Here is a 21,995-nt window from a genome sequence, read left to right on the forward strand (position 1 = left end):
CTCCTCATCGGTCATTCCAGGTAAGTGAACACTATCGAGAGTTTTCTCCAATGCCTGTAGTCCGTCCCTTGCTCAAACTGAGCCTGCTGCTGAGCCTCAGCGCCAGTCCGTTCTTCGCTGCCGTCAGCTATGCCGAAGACACCGCCACCCGCCGTAGTTATCAGGTGCCCGCCGGCAGCCTGAGTGCGGCGCTCACCCGCTTCGCCGGGTTGGCGGGTGTCAACCTGTCGGTGGACCCGGCGTTGGTCAGCGGGCGCAGCAGCAGTGGTTTGTCCGGCGAATATGGAGTGGAGGAGGGCTTTGCGCGCTTGCTGCAAGGCTCTGGCCTGCAACTGCAACCGATGGGCGCACAGGCCTACATGCTGGTGCCGGCGCCGGACGGCAGCACGCTGGAGTTGGCCCCGACGTCGATCCTCGGCACCACCGGCCTGTATGACGGCGACACCTACGCCGGCGGCCAGGTGGCGCGCCGCACGGCCCAAGGTATGCTCGGCACGCGGGACTTCATGGAAACCCCGTTCAGCATCACCACCTACACCGCGGATGCGGTGAAGAACCAACAGGCCCGCACCCTCGGCGACCTGATCGCCGCCGACCCCTCGGTGCGCGCGACCAACCCGGCCGGTGGGCGTTACGAGCAATTCACCATCCGCGGCTTCAGCCTGTTCAACAGTGACGTGGCCTACAACGGCCTGTACGGCGTGCTGCCGACCTACACCATCGACATGGAAATGGCCGACCGCGTCGACATCCTCAAAGGCCCGAGCCAGTTGATCAACGGCATCTCGCCGCGTGGCAGCGTGGGCGGCGGGATCAACGTGGTGCCCAAGCGCGCCACCGACAAGGACATCAACTCGTTCACCGGCAACTGGGCGTCCGACAGCCAGGCCGGCGGTGCGGTGGACATTGGTCGACGCTTTGGCGAAGACAACCAGTACGGCATCCGTTTCAACGGTGTGAAGCAGTCCGGCGACACCGCTTGGGACCACCAGAGCGTCGACCGCGAAATGGCTGTGCTGGGCCTGGATTTCCGTGGCGAACGCTTGCGCCTTTCCACCGACATCGGCCACACCGAGCGCGACACCGATGCGCCGCAAGAGCGCGTGCAGGTGGCGGCCGCAGCGCCGGTGCCCAGCGCTAACGACGTGCGCCGCAATTATGCGCAATCCTGGAGCAAGGCCCGCACCAATGACACCTTCGGCACGGTCAATGCCGAGTACGACCTCAGCGACAACGTGATGCTCTACGGCGGCGTGGGCGCACGCAAAAGCAACCACGACTTCCTGCGCCACGCGGTGTCCGTGTCCAATGCGGCCGGTGATTTCAGCGTGCAGCCACGGGATTTCACCCGCGATGAAAACGTGCGCACTTACACCGCTGGCGTGCGCAACTGGTTCCATACCGGGCCGGTCAGCCATGAGGTCAACCTGGCAGCCAGTTACTTCGATATGGACTTCACCAACGGTGGCGCGCGCTATGGGGCGGCGCCGAGCAACCTCTACAACCCCGTACAAACACCGACGCCGTCCACAGCTACCCGCCAGGACGCCAAGGTCTACACCGAAAACAAATTCAGCGGCGTGGCCTTGTCCGACACCCTGGGCTTCTTCGACGACCGCCTGTTGCTCACCCTCGGTGCCCGCTGGCAGCGCGTGAAGGTCGATGACTGGAGCGACGGCGTCAAAGGTGCCACGGCCTACGACGAAGAAAAGGTTTCGCCGTCCGGCGGCCTGCTGTTCAAGGCCACCGACAAATTGTCACTGTACGCCAACTACATGGAAGGCCTGAGCCAGGGCAAGATCGCGCCGTCCACCTCGCGAAACGAAGACGAGATCTTCCCGCCGTTCATCAGCCGCCAGGTGGAAGTGGGCGCCAAGTACGACGCCGGCGCGTTCGCGGTGACTGCCGCCGTGTTCCGCATCAAGCAGCCCGCCTATGAAACCAATGCCACCACGCGGCTTTTCGGCCCCAATGGCAAACGTGAGAACTCAGGCGTAGAGCTGAGTGTGTTCGGCGAACCGCTCAAGGGCTTGCGCCTGCTCGGCGGGGTGATGTACATCGACAGTGAACTGAAAGACACCACCAACGGCACCTGGGACGGCAACCGCGCCCCGGCCACGCCCAAGTACAACGTTAACCTCGGCGCCGAATGGGATGTGCCGGGCCTCGAAGGCCTGACGCTGACCAGCCGTGGCATCTACTCCAGCTCGCAGTACCTGGACCAGTCCAACGTCAAGGAAATCGACGCCTGGAACCGCGTTGACCTGGGTGCGCGCTACGCGTTCAAGGTGGACGACAAGCACATCACCTTGCGGGCGAATGTGGAGAACGTCGCCGATAAGCGCTACTGGAGCTCGGCCGGCGCGTCGGATGACAGCGAGCCGGGGCTGACCTTGTCGACGCCGCGCACCTACCTGCTGTCGGCTACCGTCGACTTCTAACGGCTGTACGTCGATCAAAATGTGGGAGCAGGCAAGCCAGCTCTCACACTGGATTTTCGGCGTTAATGAGAATGTTTTTTGATCACGCCGCCCCGATATGGAATAGTACCCGCCGTTTTCCCCAGCCTGTCTAGCCGGGGTGTTTTAACGCCGAGGTCCTTGTCATGCGAATGCTGCGCTCCATCCCCACCCTTGCCGCCTGTGTGTTGGCGTTGTCTTCAGGCCTGCTGAGCGCCGCGCCCATCGACCTCAACGACGGCCAGCACGCCGTGCATCTGCCCGATGCACCCAAGCGCGTCGTGGTGCTGGAATTCTCCTTTCTCGACAGCCTGGCCGCCGTTGACGTCACGCCCGTCGGCGCTGCCGATGATGGCGATGCCAACCGCGTGTTGCCCCGCGTGCGCCAGGCCATCGGCCAATGGAAGTCCGTGGGCCTGCGTTCGCAGCCGAGCATCGAGGAAATCGCCCGCCTCAAGCCGGACCTGATCGTTGCCGACCTCAACCGTCACCAGGCGTTGTACAACGACCTGGCGAGCATCGCGCCGACCCTGTTGCTGCCGTCGCGCGGCGAGGATTACCAGGGCAGCCTGAAATCCGCCGAACTGATCGGCAAGGCACTGGGCAAGAGCGAACAGATGGAAGCGCGGATCCAGAAGAACCGCGAAAACCTCAAAGCCATTGCCCAGCAGATCCCGGCCGGCGCCAGCGTGTTGTTTGGTGTCGCCCGTGAAGACAGTTTCTCCGTGCACGGCCCGGATTCCTACGCCGGCAGCGTGCTCGAAGCCATTGGTTTGAAAGTTCCCTCGGTACGCGCCAATGCGGCGCCCACCGAGTTTGTCAGCCTGGAGCAACTGCTCGCCCTCGACCCCGGTTGGTTGCTGGTCGGTCATTACCGTCGCCCGAGCATCGTTGACAACTGGAGCAAGCAGCCGCTGTGGCAAGTGCTGGGCGCGGTGCGTAATAAACAGGTCGCCGAAGTGGACGGTGACAGCTGGGCGCGCAATCGCGGTGTGCTGGCCTCGGAGCAGATCGCCGAAGACGCGCTGGCGATCCTCAAGGGCGGTAAAGCCGTACTGAGCCAATAAGCATGGGGCGAAGTCTTGCGGCGGCCGGCATTGTGCTGCTGGGTGCCGGGTTGTTCTGGCTGTCGCTGTACAGTTGGTCGCCGTTCACGATCACGGCGACGGATGCGTGGAATGGCCTGGTTCATCAAGGCAGCGTGGGCGGCAATATGGCCTACATCGTCGCGCAGTTGCGCGTGCCACGGGCGCTGTGTGCCGCGTTGGTCGGCGCCTGCCTGGGCTTGGCCGGTGCGTTGATGCAAGGCATTACCCGCAACCGCCTGGCCTCGCCGTCCTTGTTTGGTGTGACGGCCGGGGCGGCGCTGGGCTTGGCGCTGTTTTCCACCGGGTTGGTCGCGCCGCCGTTTGCCGGTGGTGCGTTGTTGATGACGTGCCTGGGCGGCGCGTTGGCCTGGGTCACGGTGTTCAGCCTCGGCGGCGCCTGGTCACCGACCACAGCTCAGGGGCGACTGGTATTGGCCGGTGTGGCCGTGGCGGCGTTGTGCGCGGCATTGACCCGGCTCACGGTGATCCTGGTCGAGGCCCAGGCACAAAGCGTGCTCAACTGGCTGGCCGGTTCCCTGGCCAATGTCGGCGCCGCGCAGGTGCAATTGCTCTGGCCGTGCACCTTGATCGGCGGCCTGTGGGCGCTATGGTGCGCGCCGCGCCTGAACCTGATCAACCTCGGCGAAGACGCCGCGCGTTCCCTGGGTGTAGGCATTGCCAGCCTGCGCTTGCAGGTGTTCATCGCCAGCCTGTTGCTGGTGGGCGCGAGCGTCTGCGCGGTGGGGCCGATCGGGTTTGTCGGGCTGATTGCGCCGAATATCCTTCGCCAGTTTCTCGGGAATGACTACCGCTGGCTGATCCCGTTGAGCGCCGCGTTGGGTGCGGTGATCGTGCTGGGCGCGGACCTGCTCAGCCGCGCCGTGGCGTTTCCGGTGGAGACCCCGGCGGGTGTGGTCACCGCGCTGATCGGCGCGCCGTTCTTCCTCTTTCTTGCCAGGCGCGCCCTATGACCCGGCCACCCTTGCGCCTATGGCTGCTGCTCGGCCTGTTGCTGCTGGCGACGCTGATCAGCCTCAGCGCTGGCACTGCGTGGCTCACCCCAGACACCGTGCTGGACCGCCTGCTGGCCCACGACGCCCTCGACTTCGAAGTCTGGAACCACCGCCTGCCACGCAGCTTGATCGCGATCCTTGCCGGTGCAGCCTTCGGCCTGGCCGGGGCAATTGTGCAGGGCGTGATCCGCAACCCGCTGGCCTCGCCGGAAATCCTCGGCGTGACCCAAGGCGCCGGGCTGGCGCTGACCGTGGCGATCATCAGTTGGCCGCATTTGCCGATTATGTGGCTGCCGCTGGTGGCTTGCCTGGGCGGGGCGGGAGGCGCGTTGCTGCTGGCGCTGTACAACACCGGGGTGAGTTTTTCCGGGGTGCGGTTTGCCCTGTCCGGGGTGGCGATTGCGGTGACTTTGTCCAGTGTTACCGAGTTCCTGATCCTGTCCCATCCGCTGGATATCAACACCGCCTTGCTCGCCCTCACCGGCAGCCTGTGGAGCCGCAACTGGCACCATGTGGCGCTGGTGTTGCCGTTCCTGGTGCTGATCCCGTTGGGGCTGTGCCTGGCCAAGCCGCTGAACCTGATCGCCCTCGGCGATGAAGCCGCCCACAGCCTCGGCACGCCACTGAGTCGCACACGCTGGCTGGCGATGGCCTGCGCCGTGCTGCTGACCAGCCTGGGCGTGGGGGTGATCGGGCCGATCGGTTTTATCGGCCTAGTCGCGCCGCACATGGCGCGGCGGTTGGTGGGTGGGCATCACCAGTACCTGCTGCCGGCGGCGATGCTGATCGGTGCGTTGCTGCTGGTACTGGCCGACACGTTGGGGCGCACGTTGATTGCGCCCAGCGAAATCCCCGCCGGGGTGCTCACGGCGGTGATTGGCGCACCGTATTTTCTTTGGTTGCTGGCACGGTTCAAGGGCTGATCACATGAGTATTCTTCACGCACGCGAGCTGGATATCGGCTACGGCACTACGCGCATCGTGCAAGGCCTGTCCTTTGCGCCGCCGACCGGAAAGGTCACCGCCTTGATCGGTCCCAATGGCTGCGGCAAGTCGACCCTGCTCAAGGCCTTCGCGCGCATCCTCAAACCGACCCAGGGCGAACTGACCCTGGATGGCCAGGCCTACGCCAGCCTGTCTGCCCGCGAGTTGGCGCGGCAGATCGCGTTCTTGCCGCAGGTGCTGCCGGTGCCCGAGGGCGTCAGCGTGCGCCAGTTGGTCGCCTATGGCCGTAGCCCGCATAACTCGCTGTGGGGGCGTTTGAGTGGCAGTGATCAATCTCACGTGACCCAAGCCATGCAGCGCCTGGAACTGGACGTGTTGGCTGATCGCGCTCTGGCCGATCTGTCCGGCGGCCAGCGTCAACGCGCCTGGCTGGCGATGGTGTTGGCGCAGAATGCGCCGGTGGTGTTGCTGGATGAACCCACCACTTACCTCGACATCAGCCATCAAGTCGAACTCATGGACTTGATGGGCGAGCTGGCCACCGAAGGCAAGACCGTGATCACCGTGCTGCACGACATCAACCAGGCTTGTCGGTATGCCGACCATTTGGCGGTGATGCACGGCGGCCAGTTGGTGGCGGATGGTGCGCCGGGGGCGGTGATCAGTGCCGAGTTGATGCGCCAGGTGTTTGATGTGCAGGTGCAGATCATCAATGAACCGGTGTCCGGCACACCGATGTGCGTGGTGGAAAAAAGCATCCGTTTTCAAGCCTGACTCGGTTAAAAGCTGTGGGAGCTGGCTTGCCTGCGATAGCGGTCTATCAGTCACATCATTGCCAGCTGACCCACCGCCATCGCAGGCAAGCCAGCTCCCACAGTTTGATTTCAGTTGTTTTCCAGGGCTTTTTTCACGTCGATGGCTCTGGGTAGCAAGTGGTTCTGGTAGAACAAATCCGCCGTCGCCTGCTGCGCCGCGATGATCGTGTCGTCAATCGGCAAGATCGGCGAAGGCGGGCGGTTATCCATGTAACGCGCAATCACCTCAGCAGGCAGTCCCATAAAGCCGGTCAGCACCTTCAAACTGTCTTCACGCTGGCTGCGGGTGAGCGCTTCGGCAGCGCTGAGCTCATCTAGCAGGTCATGTACAAACACGCCATTGGCCTTCGCATAGTCGCGCCGCGCGGTATACACCGGCCCGGATAAACCCAGGCCTTCACCATTGGCCAGCACATGGCTGGGGCTCTGGCTCAACGCCAAGGATGAATAGGGCTCCCAGATCGCCCAGGCATCCACGCTGCCGCGCTCAAACGCCGCGCGCGCATCGGCAGGTGGCAGGTACACCGGCTGGATATCCTTGTAGCTCAGGCCGGCTTTGTTCAGGGCGCGCAGGATCAGGTTGTGGGAACTGGAGCCCTTCTGGAAGGCGACTTTCTTGCCCTTCAGGTCCGGGACTGAATGCAACGGGCTATCGTTGCGCACCAGGATGGTTTCGGCGCTGGGCTTGGGCGGTTCGGCGCCGATGTAGACCAGGTCCGCACCCGCTGCCTGGGCGAACAGTGGCGGGATGTCGCCGGTCGAGCCAACGTCCAGTGCGCCCACGTTCAGTGCTTCCAGCATCTGCGGGCCGGCGGGGAATTCGATCCACTTCACGTCGGTCTGCGGGAAGCGTTTTTCCAGCAGGCCATGTTCCTTGGCGAGTACCAGGGCGATGGAGCCTTTCTGGTAACCGATGCGCAAGGTGGTGGGGTCGGCCGCCAGTGCGGTTTGAGTGACGGCCAGCAGGACGAGTAACAGCGCCGGAATCTTCATGCATCATCCTTTTTGAAGCGGTTTTCGGGGCGCGCCAAGCCGAGGTTTTCACGCAAGGTGGAGCCGGTGTATTCGGTGCGAAACAGGCCGCGCCGTTGCAGCTCCGGCACGACCCATTGGGCGAAATCCTCCAGCCCACCCGGCAGGTGCGGCACCAGGATGTTGAAACCATCGGCAGCGCCGTTTTCGAACCAGCGTTGTAGCTCATCGGCGATCTGCGCGGGCGTGCCGATCAGGCTGTAATGCCCGCGCCCGCCGGCAATCCGTCGGCCCAACTGGGCGAGGGTCAGGTGTTCGCGGTGGGCCAGGTCACTCAGCAATTGCTGACGGCTGCGTTGCCCGCTGTCGGTCAGCGGCAACTCCGGCAACGGCCCGTCCAACGGATAGCCGGACAAGTCGAAATTACCCAGCATGCGCCCCAGCAAGGCGACGCCCACTTGCGGCTCAACCAGGTCCTGGAACGCCTCGAATTTCGCCTGAGCTTCGACCTCGGTCTGGCCGACCACTACGAACACCCCCGGCATGATTTTCAGCGAATCCGGCTCACGCCCGTATCTTTCAAGGCGCCCCTTGAGATCCGCATAAAACGCCTGGGCGTTCTCCAGCGACGTTTGCGCGGTAAACACCACCTCGGCGGTTTGCGCGGCCAGTTCGCGGCCGGTTTCCGACGAGCCCGCCTGCACGATCACCGGTTGGCCCTGGGGTGAGCGCGCCACGTTCAGCGGGCCCTTGACGCGGAAATGTTCACCGACGTGATCCAGCACATGCAGCTTCGTGGGGTCGTAGTAGTTGCCGCTGGCCTTGTCCCGCATGAAGGCATCGTCTTCCCAGCTGTCCCACAACCCGGTCACGACGTGATGAAACTCCCTGGCGCGGCTGTAGCGCGCGGCGTGGCCGAGGTGTTCATCGCGGCCGAAATTCTGTGCTTCAGCGGCGGCGTCCGAGGTGACCAGGTTCCAGCCGGCACGGCCTCCAGACAGATGATCCAGCGAGGCGAATTTGCGCGCCACGTGGTAGGGCTCGTTGTAGGTGGTGGTCGCCGTGGCGATCAGGCCGATGTGGTCCGTCACCGCACTCAACGCCGAAAGCAAGGTCAGCGGTTCGAAGTGATCCGAACGCGCCATATGGCTGGCGATGTCACTTGTGGCCGCCGCAATGCTATCGGCCACGAACAGCGCATCGAACCTGGCCGCTTCAGCCACCCGCGCCAGGTGCTTGTACTGGGCAACATCCAGCCCGGCATTGGCCGGCACGTCCGGGTGGCGCCAGGCGGCGACGTGGTGCCCGGTGGCCATGAGGAAGGCGCCGAGTTTGAGTTGACGGCTCATGCTTAGAAATCCTTGCGCAGTTGCACGCCGAAGTAACGTTCATCGTCACGGGGCACGGCGCGGTAAATGTAGTTGCCGCCGCTGGCCAGCAGCGGTGAGTAGGATTTGTCGGCGAGGTTCTTCGCCAGGAAGGCGACGCGCCAGCCATTGCTGTAGTCGGCCAGGGCCACGCTGGCGTTCCAGATGCCGTAGGCACCTTGTTTGGTGTCAAGGTTCTGGCTGATGTCGTACTGCACTTCGCTCTGCCAGCTGTAGTCGGTGCCCAGTTCGATGTCCAGGCCGTTATCCAGCGGGATGCTGTAGTCGGCGCGCACGTAGCTTTTCCAGTCCGGGCTGAAGGGCAGCGGCTTGCCATTCACGTTGCAGGTCGCGGCGGCACCGGCCGGGCAGGCGAATTCGTCGATGCGCGCGCGGGTGTAGGCCAGGGCACCGGACAGCTTGAGTTGCTGGGTGGCCTGCAAGGCGTAATCCAGCTCGACGCCTTCGGTGCTCACGCTGCCAGCGTTGATCAGGCGCGTCACCACTTGCCCGGCGACCGTGTCGAAAAAGTTGGCCTGGTAGTTGTCATAGTCGCTGTGGAACACCGCCAGGTTGGTGGTCAGGCGGTTGTTCCAGGCGGTGGCCTTGATCCCGGCTTCCCAGGTGTTGGAGGTTTCCGGCTTGAGCGCGTCGGTGTCACGCGGTTGCATATTGAAGAACACGTTGTACGCCGGGCCTTTGTAGCCGCGCGAATAGGTGAGGTAGCTGGTGACGCTGTCGCTGATGTCGTACTGCACACCCAGGCGCCCGGACCAACCGTCTTCGTCCACCGACCCGGAACTGGACGTGGCCGGCTGAATCCCGCTGACCGTGGTGGCCGAAGTGGAGACACGGCGGTGATCGTACTTCAGGTCATCGTGGGTGTAGCGCAGGCCGGCGATGCCACGAAAGCGCGAGGTGAAGTTCAGCGTGGTCTCGCCGAACACCGCGTAGCTGTCGTTGGTGGTGCTGTAGTCGGCGATGCCACGGTCGGTGCGCGTGGTGGTGGTGAGGGTGCGCTGGTAGGTTTCTTCATCCTTGCCATGCATGTAGAACAGGCCGCCGACATACTCCAGGAACTCACCCTTGGGCGAGGCCAGGCGCAGTTCCTGGGAGTACTGGTTGAACTCCAACTGGCCTTTGTCGGCGGTACCGGGAAACGCGGCGGTCACCGTGCCAAGGCGGTCGCCGTCCTGGTATTGGGTGTTGTCCCAGCCGCGCCAGGCGGTGATCGAGGTCAGGGTGTAGTCGCCGAGGTTCCAGTCCAGCTGGGCGGACAAGCCTTTGTTGGTGTCTTGCACGTGGCTGCGGGTGTCGGTGTTGATGTCGCGGTTGTCGCTGGAGGCCCGCACCGGGCTCAATGCGTTGGCGAACGCCGGGGTCAGGGACTTGCTGACCACGCCATTCGGCGCGTCGTCGTGGGACTGCATGTAGTCGGCGATCAGGGTCAGTTTCAGGTCGTCGTTGGGGGTGAATTCCAACTTGCCGCGAATGCCCTTGTGGTTGTAACCGTTGACCTCCTGGCCATTGTGCTGGTTGTCGACATTGCCGTCGTAGCTGCCGAACAGCGTACTGATCGAACCCTTGAGCACATCCGGCACCAGGCTGCCTCCGATGCCGAACCGGGTGCGGCTTTCGTTGCCGCTGTAGAAGGATTGGTCGATATAGCCGTGGGTTTCAGCAGTGGGCGCCTTGCTGGTGATGTTCAGCACGCCGGCCGAGGCGTTCTTGCCGAACAGCGTACCTTGGGGGCCGCGCAGTACCTCGATGCGTTCCAGGTCGAGCAGGTCGAGGGTGGCTTGGCCGGGGCGGGCATAGACCACACCGTCGATCACCGTGGCCACCGTCGGCTCGACGCCGGGGGAGGTGGAAATGGTGCCCACGCCGCGCACGAACAACGAGGTGTCCTTGTTCGAGGCGCCGGTGCGGAAATTCAGCGACGGCACCTGCTGCGCGATGCTCGCCACGCCGTTGCGGTTGTCGCGCTCCAGCTGTTCGCCATCGAGGACCGAGACGGCCACCGGGACTTTTTGCAGCGATTCTTCGCGGCGCGTGGCGGTGACGGTCACGGATTTGAGTGTCGGCTCCTGCGCATCGGCCGCAAAGGCGCCGGGGGCGGGCAGGGCGGTCAACCCGGCCAGGATCAGGAAAGTGTTGCGTTGGAAGTTGTGCATGCTGTGCCCGCTCGAAAAGAATGCCCTGAACCGCTGCGGTTCTTGCGACCGTCAGCGCCTGTGAAATGTCTTGGGCATTCGCTCGAGCGAGTAGCAGACAACGCGCCTTGTTAGCGCTAACATCGGCATTATTGGTAGGTCTGGTTTAGAACGTCAAATACTGAAAAATTAGTCCTATATTCTTTTTGGTTTTTAACAGGATCATCCCGTGAGCGAAGACAAACCGCGCAAACGCCGTGGCGCCGGGCGTGTCACCTTGAACACCGTGGCCCGCCAGGCCGGCGTGTCAGCGATTACCGTGTCGCGTTACTTCAACCAGCCGGAGCAGGTGTCGCCCGAGCGCCGCGAGCGCATCGCCGAGGTGGTGGCCGAGCTGGGTTATGTGCCCAACCTGGTGGCCGGCGGGCTGGCCTCGGCACGTGGGCGCATCGTGGCGATGGTGATCCCGAACATCTCGGGGCCGATCTTTGCCAATACCCTCCAGGGCTTCAGCGACACCCTCAGCCGGCATGGCTATCAACTGTTGCTGGCGTCCAGTTACTTCAGCGCCGAGCAGGAAGAGAGCGCAGTGCGTGCGTTCCTTGGCTGGTCGCCGGCGGCGCTGGTGCTGACCAGCCGCTTCCACAGCGCGGCGACTGAAAAGATGATCGCCGACGTGGATATCCCGGTGGTGGAAACCTGGGACTACGTGCCCGAACGCGCACCGTTGCAGATCGGGTTTTCCCACTTCGAAGTGGGCGTCACCGCTGCGCGCTATCTGCATGGGCAGGGTTATCGGCGCATTGCTTTCGTGCAGAACAGTGCAGCCGGGGATTTCAGCGCCATGGAGCGGGGTGAGGGTTTCGCCGCGACCTTGATCGCGTTGGGTGTGCAGCCCTGGGTCTTCGCTCCCGACGCGGATCGCGCACCCTTCGAAGCGGGCAAACAGGCCATGGAAGCATTGATGAGCCATGCTACGCCGCCAGATGCGATCTTCTTCGCCAATGACAACCTGGCGGCCGGTGGTTTGCTGGCTGGGCAGCGGGCCGGACTGAAGATTCCTGAGGCGTGCGCGGTGCTCGGTTTCGGCGATTACCCGTTCGCCGAAATGCTGTTGCCGAGCCTGAGCACGATCAAACCGCCCGCATTGGAAATAGGTGTATTGGCCGCCACGCGTGTGCTTGAAAGTTTGGGGGTGCTGCCTGTAGAAGATGAAGTAACGCGTTTGAATTTATTGGAGTGCCGTTTGATTGCGCGTGAAAGCGCCTAAGTGGCTAATTGCAACTAGTGGAGTGATGGCTATTGGCTGCCAAGGCTCTGGCGCAAGTGTCTTGGCGCTTATGTTTATTTTATTCCCCTCCTTCCGGAACTAGGTCTATAACTTCCAGTCGATAACCCCGGCTTACTCTATACGGGGTTGTGGCTAACTAATGGCATGTTTCCGTAGTTTCAAATAGCCATACTTTCTCGCAACACTAGATACCTGAACATTATGTCGTCAGCGCCTATCGATGCCTGCCAGATGCAGATCCCGCACCCCGAACAGGTGTGCGCGTGGCTGATGCAGCATGCCGGGCTGAAAACGGTGGACCTGGAGCGCGCCCGACGCGTGTCCACGGACGACCTGCTGAGCCTGCTGACGCGCCTGGGCCTGGTCTCCGAAGTGGAACTGGCGCGCGCCTGGGCCGCATTGCTCGGGGCGCCGCTGTTGCTGGCCGACGCCGCGCCGCCGTTGCTCGATCCCTTGCCTGCACTGACCGAACGCTTCATGCGTCACTATCAAGTGGTGCCCATGGGCTGGAGCCAGGGCGGTCTGCGGGTGCTGGCGGCCAACCCGGCGCAACGGTATCCGTTCCAGGCCCTGGCCTATGCGTGCCAGGTGCCGGTGTGGCTGGCCATCGGCCCGCGCAACGAAGTCGACACCCTGATCGAGCGCTACTACGGCCAGGGCCGCTCGGCGATGGGCACGCTGATCGAGAACCTCGATGAGCAGGGCGGCACCCAGGAAGATATCGAACACCTCAAGGACATGGCCTCCGAAGCGCCGGTGATCCGCCTGGTCAACCTGATCCTGCAGCGCGCCGTGGAACAGCGCGCCTCGGATATCCATATCGAACCCTTCGAAAACCAACTCAAGGTGCGCTATCGCATCGACGGCGTATTGCACGATGCCGAAGCGCCGCCGGCCAGTTCGTCGGCGGCGGTGATTTCGCGGGTGAAGATCATGGCGCGGCTGGACATCGCCGAACGTCGGCTGCCCCAGGACGGGCGCATCATGCTGCGTATCCAGGGCAAGGAACTTGACCTTCGCGTGTCCACGGTGCCCACCAGTTTCGGCGAGTCGGTGGTGCTGCGCCTGCTGGACCGGCAAACCGTGCAGTTCGACTTCCCGAGCCTGGGCTTCGACGGCCAGCGCCTGGCCACTTTCCTCGACCTGCTGGAACGGCCCCACGGCATCCTGCTGGTCACCGGGCCCACCGGTTCCGGCAAGACCACCACGCTCTACACCGCGCTGTCGCGGCTCAACACCGCCGAGCGCAAGATCATCACCGTGGAAGACCCGGTGGAGTACCAGCTCGAAGGCATCAACCAGATCCAGGTCAAGCCCGCCATCGGCCTGGACTTCGCCGGGGCGCTGCGCTCCATCGTGCGCCAGGACCCGGACGTGATCATGATCGGCGAGATCCGCGACCTGGAAACCTGCCGCATCGCCATTCAATCGTCGCTGACCGGGCACTTGGTGCTTTCCACCCTGCACACCAACAGCGCCGCGGCGAGTATCACGCGGCTGCTGGACATGGGCGTGGAAAGCTACCTGATCGCCTCGACCGTCAGCGGCATTCTCGCCCAGCGCCTGGTGCGGCGCCTGGATCCGAGCACCCGTATGGCCTTTGAAGCGCCGCCGGAACTGATCGCAGAACATGGGCTGGATCGCCTGACCGAACAACGGCCGATCCTGCTCTATCGCGGGGGTTATCACGGCCGCAGTGCCCTGACCGAGCTGCTGGTGATGAACGACGAACTGCGCGGCCTGTTGATGCGTCACGCCGATGCCGCCACGTTGGAACAGGCGGCTCGCCGCGCCGGTTTGCGCACCCTGTATGAAGAGGGACTGCGCCAAGCGCTGGCGGGTATTACCTCGTTGGAAGAAGTGCTGCGCGTTACCCGTGGGGACGGCGCGTGAGCCTGTTCAAGTTCCGCGCCCTGGACAGCCACGGTGTGCCGCACAACGGTACGCTGCAAGCCAAGGATCAAGTCGCCGCCGTCGCGGCCCTGCACAAGCGCGGCCTGTTGCTGTTGCAGATTGAAGCGGCCGGTACTTCCTTGCTGCGCAACTCACGCGGGCAGTTGAAGGGCGCGGCGTTGGTGAGTTTTACCCAGCAACTGGCCACGTTGCTGGGCGCCGGTCAGCCCCTTGAGCGTTCCCTTGGGCTGCTGCTCAAGCAACCCGGCCAACCCCAGGTGCGTGCATTGATCGAACGCATCCGCGATCACGTCAAGGCGGGTAAACCCCTGTCCGCCGCATTGGAACAAGAGGGCGGCAGCTTCTCACCGTTGTACCTGAGCATGGTGCGTGCCGGTGAAGCGGGTGGCGCGCTGGAAAGTACCCTGCGTCAGCTCAGCGACTACCTGGAACGCAGCGAGCGGCTGCGCGGCGAGGTGATCAATGCGCTGATCTACCCGGCCTTCCTGGTGGTGGGCGTGCTCGGTTCCCTGGCGTTATTGCTGGCGTATGTGGTGCCGCAATTCGTACCGATCTTCCAGGACCTGGGCGTGCCGATTCCGTTGATCACCGAAGTGATTCTGGCCTTGGGTGAGTTCCTCGGCGCCTATGGCTTGGTGGTGTTGGCCGGGCTGATCGTAGGCGGTGTGTGTTGGGCCGTACGCCTGCGCAATCCAGCATTTCGGGAACAATACGATCGCCGCCTGCTCGGCATTCGTGTGATCGGCCCGTTGCTGCAACGGGTCGAGGCGGCACGCCTGACGCGCACCCTTGGCACGCTGCTCAGCAATGGCGTGGCGTTGCTGCACGCCTTGGTGATCGCGCGGCAAGTCTGCACCAACCGCGCGTTGCAGGCTCAGGTGGCGCATGCGGCGGAATCGGTAAAAGGCGGCGGCACCCTCGCCAGCGCGTTTGGCAGCCAGCCGTTGTTGCCCGAACTGGCACTGCAAATGATTGAAGTCGGCGAACAGGCCGGCGAACTCGACCGCATGCTGCTCAAGGTGGCCGACATCTTCGACGTCGAAGCCAAGCGCGGCATCGACCGCCTGCTTGCCGCACTGGTGCCGTCCCTGACCGTGGTCATGGCGGTGCTGGTGGCGGTGATCATGTTGGCGATCATGCTGCCGCTGATGAGCCTGACCAGCAATATATGAAGGAGCTTGACCCATGAGAAAATCCCGCCGCCAAAGCGGTTTCACCCTGTTGGAAATGCTTGCGGTAATCGTGCTGCTGGGCATCGTTGCCACCATCGTCGTGCGCCAGGTCGGCGGCAATGTGGACAAGGGCAAGTACGGCGCGGGCAAGGCGCAACTGGCCAGCCTGAGCATGAAGATCGACAGCTACGCCCTCGACGTCGGCGCACCACCCACCAGCCTGCAACAGATGGTGGACAGACCCGGTGGCTATGCCAAACCGTCAGACCTCAAGGACCCGTTCGGGCATGCTTTTGGCTATCGCTTCCCCGGCGAGCATGGCGCCTTCGACCTGATCTTCTACGGCCAGGATGGCCAACCGGGTGGCGAAGGTTATAGCGCCGACCTGGGCAATTGGGAGTAACGCCGCCATGTTCCAGCGCGGCTTTACCCTGCTGGAGATGCTGGTGGTGATCCTGTTGATCAGCCTCGCCGCCAGCTTGCTGGGGCTGGGCGTACGCCAGGGCCTGCAGGCGGCGAAAGAACGCCGTGCGGTAGGGCAGATGGTGGAGGCGCTGCGCACCACGCGGGCGGGGGCGATTGTCAGCGGGCAGGCGGCACGGACTTCATTCGATATGGAAGGCCGTACGTTCCAGGCGCCGGGACGTGCGCTGCAACGGTGGCCGTCCGAGCTGCAAGTGACGTTGCACACCGCCGAACAGGTGGGCCCTGGCGTCGAGTTCTATCCCGACGGCAGCTCCACCGGCGGCAATCTGTTGGTGGCTAGTGGCACCCGGCGTTGGCGCATCGATATCGGCTGGCTCACTGGCAGCGTGCAATCCAAGGCGCTGCCATGAAGCATCAGGCCGGGTTCACGCTGCTGGAAATGCTTGCCGCGCTGACGTTGATGGCGGTGTGTAGCACGGTGCTGCTGGTTGCGTTCGGCCAAAGCGCGCGCTCGTTGTCCCAGGTGGCCCACAGTGATCGGCTCACCCATGCGGCGCTGACGATTTTCGATCAGGAGGCTGCAGGGCGACTGAGCAACGGCGTCAGCCAGGGTGAACTCGATGGCATCCGCTGGCAACTGACCAGTACCCGACAACAAACCCATATTTTTCGCCTCGACCTGGTCCTCAGTGAGGGCCCGCACCAGGCCCGTTTCAGCACCTTGAAGGCGCGCCTGTGAAGCGCCGCGAGCAGGGCTTTACCTTGCTGGAAATCCTCGTGGTGCTCAGTTTGTTGGGCGTTTTGCTGGTGCTGGTTGGGGGCGCATTGCTGGGTGCCAATCGTGCCGTGTCCAAGGCCCAGGCGTATACCGTGAGCCTGGACGAAGTGCGCGCCGCCCAACAGTTTTTACGCACGGCGATCAGCGAGGCGTTGCCGCTGGCGGTGGGCGAGGGCGATGGATTTTTTGTCGGCACGGCGCAGCGGCTGGAGTTTGTCTCGACCTTGCCCGGTGTGCTCGGTGGTGGGATCCACCGGTTCAGCCTGCAACGGGTCGAACAGGCGTTGCAGGTCGGGTTTTCTCAACGTGAACCCCAGGTGTTGCTGAGCAACCTTGAGGACGTGCAATTCAGTTATCGCGGCGTGTCTGCGCTGGGTCAGCCCACCGGTTGGGTCAGTGACTGGCCATGGCCCAGGCGCTTGCCTGCGGCCGTGCGCATCGCCGCCAACGTCGACGGCCCGGTGCCCTGGGTGACCCAGGTGATTGCCCTGCGCTTGAACCTGTCCAGCGGGAGCGTGGAAGAATGAGGCGCCAACGCGGTGCGGCCCTGCTGCTGGTGCTGTGGGTGCTGGCGTTGCTCAGCGTGTTGCTCGGCGGCCTGGCCGGCTGGGTGCAGCTGGAAAGCCGCCAGGCCTTGTGGCTGCGCCAGCACACACAGACCGTGCTGGCCGCCGAAGCCGGTATCGCCCTGGTCATGGCCGACCGGCGCTGGGTGGCCGATGGTCGCGAGATCCCCCTGACGTTTGATGATGCCCAGTTGTACGTCAGCCTGCGCAGTGAGCGCGGCAAGCTCTACCTGATCAACGCGCAGGCGCAGGATTTCACCCGCCTGGCCCTGGCCTGCGGCGCCACCCCGGCCCAGGCGACGCAACTGTCCAAGGCCCTCGACGCGCGCCGCCAACAAGGCCTTGCGCCGTTCCGGGTGCTGGAAGAAGTGCGCCAACTGCCCGGCATGACCCAAACCCTCTACAGCCAGTTGCTGCCCGAGATCACTTTGTGGAGCGACCTGGATCGCCCCGATCCCGCCTTCGCCAGCCCGCTGATGCGCAAGGCACTGAACCTGGCGCGCCAGAGCGCCGAAGGTGCCGACCCTGGCGAAGTACTCGTCGTCGACAGCCGCGCCGAGCGCCCCGGCGGTTATCAGGCGCGGCTGCAAGTCACCGTTTTATTGAGCCCAACGGAGGACAGCGCACAACCCTATCGGGTGTTGCGTTGGCAAGAATGAATCGACTGGAACCCATCGCCCGGCACTGGCGCGGCAGCCTGCTGCAACAGGGTTGGCGCTTGTGGCTCGCGGAGCTGCGCGCCTGTGTGCCGAGTTGGCTGGCACGGCCAGAACCGCCGGAGCAGATCCACGACTGGCCGTTGGCGGCGCCGGTCGCGTCGGACAGTACGCGCCAGGTGCTGATGCTCGGCGCGGATGACGTACTGCTGCAACACGTGCAACTGCCGTTGGCCGCCGGGCGTAACCTCGACACGGTGGTGGGTTATGAGCTGGACCGCTACACCCCATTCGAGGCCGACCAGCTCTACTTCGTCGCACGCCAGGAACGGCGCACGCCGACGCACCTTGAGGTCACGCTGGTGGCGATCCTGCGCGAACGCCTGGACCCGATCCTCACCGACTGCGCTGCACTCGGCCTGCACCCCCATCGCGTGGATGCGGCCAACCTCGGCATCGACCTGCTGCCTCCGCCGCTGCGCCCGCGCCAACGCCCGCCGGGCATGGGTTTGCAACGCAGCCTGCCGTGGTTGTGCGGGGCCTTGCTGATCGCCGCGATGCTGCTGTGGCTCAACGACCGTCAACGTGTCATCGACGCCATGCACGCCAGTGTGCAGCAACAGAAAGCCGAGGTCGCCGAAGTGCATGCCCTGCGTCAGCAACTGCTCAATACCCGTGGCGCCGCGCAGTACCTTACCCGGCGCAAACTGGCGCAACCGCCCCTGGCCGCGCTGCTAAACGACCTGACCACTTGCCTGCCCGCCGACACTTGGCTGGATCAGTTGGACGTAAAAGACGGCGAGATTTCCCTCTCTGGCCAAAGCGCCAAGGCCAGCGCATTGATCACCCGCATCAAAGGCTGCCGCAGCCTGGAGAACGCTCAGTTCGAAGGGGTAATCCAACCCGATGCCCGCACCGGCAAGGACCAGTTTGCCTTACGCGCCCACCTACGCCAGGAGGCCGCCGATGCGCCGACCCCTCACACCCCGTGAACGCCGCGGCACTGCCTTGCTGGTGTTGGCGTTGGTGCTCGGCACTGCCTACTGGCTGCTGGTCGACAGCTGGTTCGCCGGCCCCCTGCGCGACATGGGCGAACAGGCCGAACAGTTGCGTGAGCAACAGCAGCGCTATGCCGGCGTGTTGCGTCAACGTGATGCGCTGCGCCAACAGCTTGAGCAAGCCCGCCAGGACCCGGCCAGCAGCACCAGCCTGTTGCCGGGGGATGACCCCGACGTGGTGGCCGCCGACTTGATGCAGCGCCTTGCCGACCTGATCAACAGCCACGCCAATCTCGGCGGCGGTTGCAGCCTGACCCAGCGCAAACCCATCACCCCGGAGCAGGACGACGGCGAGCCGTATCGCCAGGTCAAGGTCAGCCTGACCCTCGACTGCGCCATCGAACCCCTGGAAGCGCTGTTGCATGAGCTGGAGTATCAGCCGCCGTTCTTGTTCGTGGATGAACTGCGTATTCGTCGCAGCCAGCAGGCGCCAGCCAATGGCGGTGCAGGCAAGTTGGTCGTGCACCTGCTGGTACGCGGTTACCTGCAACCGGCGCGGGTGACCCCATGATCAGCAAGTTACGCCCCGTGGAGTGGGGCCTGCTCGGCTTGTCGGGATTGCTGGGCGTGTTGATGGCGGTGATCCTCAGCAGCATCGGTGATGAGCCGCAATGGCTGCCTGACGCGCCCACGCGCGCCCATCCCGCCGCCCAGGTGCAGGTCGCGCCGAGCGTCCCGCTGGAACACCTCGCCGCCACGTGGCAGGCGCCGTTGTTCAGCCCGGATCGCAGCCCGGATCGCGTCGTGGGCAAAGCCCAGGTCACCAGCCTGGCCGACCTGACCCTCAGCGGCATCATGATCACCGGCAATCTGCAAATGGCCATGCTCAAGCAGGCCGACGGCCGCGCCCTGACGGTCCGCCTCGGCCAGGCCTTGCCCAACGGCTGGCGCCTGGACCACCTGACCCCGCAATCCGCCCGATTCAGCCTGGACGGCCGCACGCAAACCTTGAGCTTCTACGCCAAGCGCCTGCCGCTGCCGTCCACCCGGCCCCCCATTACTTTGCCCCGCGAGCCTCTCCCTTGATCGACATGCGCACCTCAACGTTTTGCCTGGCGACCGCTCTTGTCCTGAGCGGTTGTGGATCCTTCCCCGACCGCCTCGATCCGGACGACGACCTGCTGCACGAAGCCCTACAAGGCACCGGCTCGCAACGCCCGCCGACCGAGCAAACCGCGCCGGAAAGCCCACCGCCTGCGGTTAAAACGCCAACCCAGCGCCAACTGATCCGTGGCAACCAGCAGTTCGTGCGCGCGCCGGTAGCGCAGCCGGTGGTGAAAGAGGAGGGTGGCGATATCGTCTTCAACTTCGCCGACCAGCCCATCGAAGCGGTGATCAACAGCGTGATGGGCGACCTGCTGCACGAAAACTACAGCATCACCCAGGGCGTAAAAGGCAACGTGAGCTTTTCCACCTCCAAGCCGGTGGACAAACAACAGGCGCTGTCGATCCTCGAAACCCTGCTGTCCTGGACCGACAACGCGATGATCAAACAGGGTGATCGCTACGTGATCCTGCCCGCCAACCAGGCCGTGGCGGGCAAGCTGGTGCCGCAGATGAGCGTGGCGCAACCGTCCAGCGGCCTGTCGGCGCGGTTGTTTCCGCTGCGCTACATCTCCGCCACCGAGATGCAGAAATTGCTCAAGCCGTTCGCGCGTGAGAATGCATTTTTACTGGTTGATCCAGCCCGCAACGTGCTGAGCCTGGCCGGCACTCCGGATGAACTGGCCAACTACCAGGACACCATCGACACCTTTGATGTGGACTGGCTCAAAGGCATGTCGGTGGGCGTGTTCGGCCTGCAACGGGCTTCGGTGGCCGAGTTGATGCCCCAACTGCAAAGCCTGTTCGGCCCTGACAGCGGCATGCCTTTGGCCGGCATGCTGCGTTTTTTGCCGATTGAGCGGACCAACTCGGTGGTGGCGATTTCTTCCCAGCCGCAGTACCTCAGCGAAGTGGGCGACTGGATCCGTACCATCGACGAGGGCGGCGGCAACGAGCCGCAGATGTACGTCTACGACGTGCGCAACATGAAGGCTGCTGATTTGGCCAAGTACCTGCGGCAAATCTATGGCACCGGCGCGATCAAGGACGACACACCGGCGAAGGTCGCGCCAGGCCTGCGCACGACGACCCTGTCGTCGCTCAATACCGGCGGCCTGCAGAACAACCCTCCTGCCGCCGAAGCGCCGGAGCCGGAAGAGAAGGAAGTCGCCCCCACCAACGTCCTCGAAGCCGGCACCCGCATCACCGCGCAAAAGAGCAGCAACCAGTTGCTGGTGCGCACCCGGCCTGCACAGTGGAAAGAGATCGAAGCGGCGATCAAACGCCTCGACAACCCGCCGCTGCAAGTGCAGATCGAGACGCGGATTCTTGAGGTCAAGCTCACCGGTGAACTGGACCTGGGCGTGCAGTGGTATTTGGGACGGCTGGCGGGCAACTCCTCCAGCACCACCGTGGCCAATGCCTCCGGCAGCCAGGGCGCGCTGGGCGGTGGTGGGGCGGGGCTGGGGGCGACGGATTCGTTGTTCTACTCGTTTGTCAGTTCGAATTTGCAGGTGGCGTTGCATGCGCTGGAAACCAATGGCCGCACCCAGGTGCTGTCGGCGCCGTCGCTGGTGGTGATGAACAACCAGCCGGCGCAGATTCAGGTGGGGGACAACATTCCGATCAACCAGACCACGGTGAACACCGGGGATGCGGACACCACCTTGAGCAGTGTCGAGTATGTGCAGACCGGGGTGATTCTGGATGTGGTGCCACGGATCAATCCGGGTGGGTTGGTGTACATGGATATTCAGCAGCAGGTCAGTGATGCCGAGAGTCAGAGTGCCAATAGCGACACGCCGGTGAATCCGCGTATTTCGACGCGCTCGGTGTCGACACAGGTGGCGGTGCAGAGTGGGCAGACGGTGTTGCTGGGGGGGCTGATCAAGCAGGACAACGGGGAGAGTGTGAGTGCTGTGCCGTATCTGGGGCGGGTGCCGGGGTTGCGGTGGTTGTTTGGGAGTACCAGTAAGTCGAAGGATCGGACGGAGTTGATTGTGTTGATTACGCCTAAGGTGATTACCAGTAGTGGGCAGGCGCGGCAGGTTACGGATGATTATCGGCAGCAGATGCAGTTGTTGCGGCCTGGTAGGTAGGTTGTTTGGTGTACATATCCGTTATTTAGGTAACGGCGGCCTATGGTTCCGCCCTTACGGCGGCTCACTTTGGAAAAGCCCCAAAGTAAGCAAAGGGCTCTTGCCCCAACACTCGGCACCTCGCCTAGGCTCGGTGTGCCCTCACTCCGGCTTGAATCCGTGGGCCGCCGCGATGGGCC

At 63.8% G+C, this 21,995-nt stretch carries 20 protein-coding genes; 17 read left to right on the plus strand and 3 right to left on the minus strand.

Features of this window, described 5'->3' with window-relative positions:
• Positions 1–50 precede the first annotated feature (50 nt).
• From ACP7BX_RS13120 to fecE, 5 genes are all read left to right on the plus strand, one after another.
• On the plus strand, positions 51–2,441 hold the full coding sequence (locus ACP7BX_RS13120; RefSeq protein WP_426131810.1) for a TonB-dependent siderophore receptor: 2,391 nt from the start codon (positions 51–53) through the stop codon (positions 2,439–2,441).
• A 170-nt stretch (positions 2,442–2,611) separates the two neighbouring features.
• Entirely contained in the window at positions 2,612–3,526 is a 915-nt protein-coding gene (locus ACP7BX_RS13125) for a Fe(3+) dicitrate ABC transporter substrate-binding protein FecB (RefSeq protein WP_426131878.1), read from the plus strand.
• 2 nt (positions 3,527–3,528) lie between these two features.
• Entirely contained in the window at positions 3,529–4,518 is a 990-nt protein-coding gene (fecC, locus tag ACP7BX_RS13130; RefSeq protein WP_033901709.1) for an iron-dicitrate ABC transporter permease FecC, read from the plus strand.
• Complete coding sequence (locus ACP7BX_RS13135; RefSeq protein WP_426131808.1) at positions 4,515–5,483, plus strand: iron chelate uptake ABC transporter family permease subunit; 969 nt, start codon at positions 4,515–4,517, stop codon at positions 5,481–5,483. Before fecC ends, ACP7BX_RS13135 begins: the two co-directional genes overlap by 4 nt.
• Positions 5,484–5,487: 4 nt before the next feature.
• On the plus strand, positions 5,488–6,279 hold the full coding sequence (gene fecE, locus ACP7BX_RS13140; protein ID WP_426131806.1) for a Fe(3+) dicitrate ABC transporter ATP-binding protein FecE: 792 nt from the start codon (positions 5,488–5,490) through the stop codon (positions 6,277–6,279).
• A 110-nt stretch (positions 6,280–6,389) separates the two neighbouring features.
• Here fecE and ACP7BX_RS13145 read toward each other — a convergent pair whose 3' ends face one another.
• Genes ACP7BX_RS13145 through ACP7BX_RS13155 form a run of 3 tightly spaced genes read right to left on the minus strand, consistent with a single transcriptional unit; the run spans position 6,390 to position 10,833 of the window.
• The gene (locus tag ACP7BX_RS13145) at positions 6,390–7,313 is read right to left on the minus strand and encodes a sulfonate ABC transporter substrate-binding protein (RefSeq protein ID WP_426131804.1); all 924 of its coding nucleotides are present in this window, start codon (positions 7,311–7,313) and stop codon (positions 6,390–6,392) included.
• Positions 7,310–8,641, minus strand: coding sequence for an LLM class flavin-dependent oxidoreductase (locus ACP7BX_RS13150; RefSeq protein WP_426131802.1), 1,332 nt, complete (start codon positions 8,639–8,641; stop codon positions 7,310–7,312). The genes ACP7BX_RS13145 and ACP7BX_RS13150 overlap by 4 nt, the downstream gene beginning before the upstream one ends.
• A gap of 2 nt (positions 8,642–8,643) precedes the next feature.
• Positions 8,644–10,833, minus strand: a complete 2,190-nt coding sequence (locus ACP7BX_RS13155; RefSeq protein ID WP_177078291.1) for a TonB-dependent receptor — start codon at positions 10,831–10,833, stop codon at positions 8,644–8,646.
• Positions 10,834–11,041: 208 nt separating this feature from the next.
• Between ACP7BX_RS13155 and ACP7BX_RS13160 the strand changes: the two genes are divergently transcribed.
• The 12 genes from ACP7BX_RS13160 to gspD all read left to right on the plus strand — a co-directional run bounded on the left by ACP7BX_RS13160 (position 11,042) and on the right by gspD (position 21,816).
• Positions 11,042–12,082: a LacI family DNA-binding transcriptional regulator gene (locus tag ACP7BX_RS13160; protein WP_426131800.1), complete on the plus strand. Its 1,041-nt coding sequence runs from the start codon at positions 11,042–11,044 to the stop codon at positions 12,080–12,082.
• A gap of 252 nt (positions 12,083–12,334) precedes the next feature.
• The gene (gspE, locus tag ACP7BX_RS13165; RefSeq protein ID WP_426131876.1) at positions 12,335–13,996 is read left to right on the plus strand and encodes a type II secretion system ATPase GspE; all 1,662 of its coding nucleotides are present in this window, start codon (positions 12,335–12,337) and stop codon (positions 13,994–13,996) included.
• Positions 13,993–15,189 carry a type II secretion system inner membrane protein GspF gene (gspF, locus tag ACP7BX_RS13170; RefSeq protein WP_426131798.1) on the plus strand — a complete coding sequence of 399 codons (1,197 nt, stop codon included), beginning with the start codon at positions 13,993–13,995 and terminating at the stop codon, positions 15,187–15,189. Before gspE ends, gspF begins: the two co-directional genes overlap by 4 nt.
• Positions 15,190–15,202: 13 nt before the next feature.
• On the plus strand, positions 15,203–15,592 hold the full coding sequence (locus ACP7BX_RS13175) for a type II secretion system protein GspG (RefSeq protein WP_426131796.1): 390 nt from the start codon (positions 15,203–15,205) through the stop codon (positions 15,590–15,592).
• A 7-nt stretch (positions 15,593–15,599) separates the two neighbouring features.
• Positions 15,600–16,025 (plus strand): pilus assembly FimT family protein, encoded by a 426-nt coding sequence (locus tag ACP7BX_RS13180; RefSeq protein WP_426131794.1) that lies wholly within the window; start codon positions 15,600–15,602, stop codon positions 16,023–16,025.
• Complete coding sequence (locus tag ACP7BX_RS13185; protein WP_426131792.1) at positions 16,022–16,354, plus strand: type II secretion system protein; 333 nt, start codon at positions 16,022–16,024, stop codon at positions 16,352–16,354. The genes ACP7BX_RS13180 and ACP7BX_RS13185 overlap by 4 nt, the downstream gene beginning before the upstream one ends.
• Entirely contained in the window at positions 16,351–16,920 is a 570-nt protein-coding gene (locus ACP7BX_RS13190; protein WP_426131790.1) for a prepilin-type N-terminal cleavage/methylation domain-containing protein, read from the plus strand. Before ACP7BX_RS13185 ends, ACP7BX_RS13190 begins: the two co-directional genes overlap by 4 nt.
• Entirely contained in the window at positions 16,917–17,618 is a 702-nt protein-coding gene (locus ACP7BX_RS13195) for a type II secretion system minor pseudopilin GspK (protein ID WP_426131788.1), read from the plus strand. The genes ACP7BX_RS13190 and ACP7BX_RS13195 overlap by 4 nt, the downstream gene beginning before the upstream one ends.
• The gene (locus ACP7BX_RS13200; protein WP_426131786.1) at positions 17,615–18,607 is read left to right on the plus strand and encodes a PilN domain-containing protein; all 993 of its coding nucleotides are present in this window, start codon (positions 17,615–17,617) and stop codon (positions 18,605–18,607) included. The genes ACP7BX_RS13195 and ACP7BX_RS13200 overlap by 4 nt, the downstream gene beginning before the upstream one ends.
• Positions 18,582–19,184, plus strand: a complete 603-nt coding sequence (gspM, locus tag ACP7BX_RS13205; RefSeq protein WP_033903056.1) for a type II secretion system protein GspM — start codon at positions 18,582–18,584, stop codon at positions 19,182–19,184. The genes ACP7BX_RS13200 and gspM overlap by 26 nt, the downstream gene beginning before the upstream one ends.
• On the plus strand, positions 19,181–19,699 hold the full coding sequence (locus tag ACP7BX_RS13210) for a hypothetical protein (protein WP_426131784.1): 519 nt from the start codon (positions 19,181–19,183) through the stop codon (positions 19,697–19,699). Before gspM ends, ACP7BX_RS13210 begins: the two co-directional genes overlap by 4 nt.
• 5 nt (positions 19,700–19,704) lie before the next feature.
• Positions 19,705–21,816, plus strand: coding sequence for a type II secretion system secretin GspD (gene gspD / locus ACP7BX_RS13215; RefSeq protein ID WP_426131782.1), 2,112 nt, complete (start codon positions 19,705–19,707; stop codon positions 21,814–21,816).
• The last annotated feature ends 179 nt before the right edge of the window (positions 21,817–21,995 follow it).

The organism is Pseudomonas sp. DWP3-1-3b3 (assembly GCF_049896305.1).
GTDB lineage: Bacteria > Pseudomonadota > Gammaproteobacteria > Pseudomonadales > Pseudomonadaceae > Aquipseudomonas > Aquipseudomonas azotoformans_A.

Bases quoted from the DNA above. Each gene is read 5' to 3' on its own strand.
- ACP7BX_RS13135 (WP_426131808.1), top strand. From the start codon at position 4,515: ATGACCCGGCCACCCTTGCGCCTATGGCTGCTGCTCGGCCTGTTGCTG.
- ACP7BX_RS13155 (WP_177078291.1), bottom strand. From the start codon at position 10,833: ATGCACAACTTCCAACGCAACACTTTCCTGATCCTGGCCGGGTTGACC.
- gspE (WP_426131876.1), top strand. From the start codon at position 12,335: ATGCAGATCCCGCACCCCGAACAGGTGTGCGCGTGGCTGATGCAGCAT.
- fecE (WP_426131806.1), top strand. From the start codon at position 5,488: ATGAGTATTCTTCACGCACGCGAGCTGGATATCGGCTACGGCACTACG.
- ACP7BX_RS13195 (WP_426131788.1), top strand. From the start codon at position 16,917: ATGAGGCGCCAACGCGGTGCGGCCCTGCTGCTGGTGCTGTGGGTGCTG.
- gspD (WP_426131782.1), top strand. From the start codon at position 19,705: ATGCGCACCTCAACGTTTTGCCTGGCGACCGCTCTTGTCCTGAGCGGT.
- ACP7BX_RS13175 (WP_426131796.1), top strand. From the start codon at position 15,203: ATGAGAAAATCCCGCCGCCAAAGCGGTTTCACCCTGTTGGAAATGCTT.
- ACP7BX_RS13145 (WP_426131804.1), bottom strand. From the start codon at position 7,313: ATGAAGATTCCGGCGCTGTTACTCGTCCTGCTGGCCGTCACTCAAACC.
- ACP7BX_RS13185 (WP_426131792.1), top strand. From the start codon at position 16,022: ATGAAGCATCAGGCCGGGTTCACGCTGCTGGAAATGCTTGCCGCGCTG.
- gspM (WP_033903056.1), top strand. From the start codon at position 18,582: ATGCGCCGACCCCTCACACCCCGTGAACGCCGCGGCACTGCCTTGCTG.
- ACP7BX_RS13120 (WP_426131810.1), top strand. From the start codon at position 51: ATGCCTGTAGTCCGTCCCTTGCTCAAACTGAGCCTGCTGCTGAGCCTC.
- ACP7BX_RS13210 (WP_426131784.1), top strand. From the start codon at position 19,181: ATGATCAGCAAGTTACGCCCCGTGGAGTGGGGCCTGCTCGGCTTGTCG.
- ACP7BX_RS13200 (WP_426131786.1), top strand. From the start codon at position 17,615: ATGAATCGACTGGAACCCATCGCCCGGCACTGGCGCGGCAGCCTGCTG.
- ACP7BX_RS13125 (WP_426131878.1), top strand. From the start codon at position 2,612: ATGCTGCGCTCCATCCCCACCCTTGCCGCCTGTGTGTTGGCGTTGTCT.
- ACP7BX_RS13150 (WP_426131802.1), bottom strand. From the start codon at position 8,641: ATGAGCCGTCAACTCAAACTCGGCGCCTTCCTCATGGCCACCGGGCAC.
- fecC (WP_033901709.1), top strand. From the start codon at position 3,529: ATGGGGCGAAGTCTTGCGGCGGCCGGCATTGTGCTGCTGGGTGCCGGG.
- ACP7BX_RS13180 (WP_426131794.1), top strand. From the start codon at position 15,600: ATGTTCCAGCGCGGCTTTACCCTGCTGGAGATGCTGGTGGTGATCCTG.